General features: G+C 74.3%; 1 protein-coding gene. It reads right to left on the bottom strand.

Annotation, left to right across the window (positions count from 1 at the left end; genetic code table 11):
• Positions 1-315, bottom strand: a 315-nt coding sequence (locus QMX85_RS23385) for an aldehyde dehydrogenase family protein (protein ID WP_282344946.1), incomplete at both ends; no start/stop codon positions are given.

The following is a 315-nucleotide window of genomic DNA, read 5'->3' as shown; positions in this document are numbered from 1 at the left end:
CGAACTCGGCCGTCGCCATGTGCCCGCTGTGGGCCTTGAACACCACCGGGCAACCGGCGGCCAGCGCGGCGGCGGTGTCGCCACCGGCGGTGGAAAACGCCAGCGGGAAGTTCGAGGCGCCGAACACCGCGACCGGGCCGAGGCCGATGCGGTACTGGCGCAGGTCCGGGCGCGGCATGGGCTGGCGCTCCGGCAGCGCGCGGTCGATGCGTGCGCCGTAGAAATCGCCACGCCGCAGCACCTGGGCGAACAGGCGCATCTGCCCGCTGGTGCGGCCACGCTCGCCCTGGATACGCCCGGCCGGCAGCGCGGTTT

Origin of the sequence: Pseudomonas sp. PS02288, assembly GCF_029959715.1 — a bacterium.
GTDB classification, from domain to species: Bacteria; Pseudomonadota; Gammaproteobacteria; order Pseudomonadales; family Pseudomonadaceae; genus Pseudomonas_O; species Pseudomonas_O kuykendallii.
This window is presented reverse-complemented; position numbering and strand designations above follow the sequence as displayed.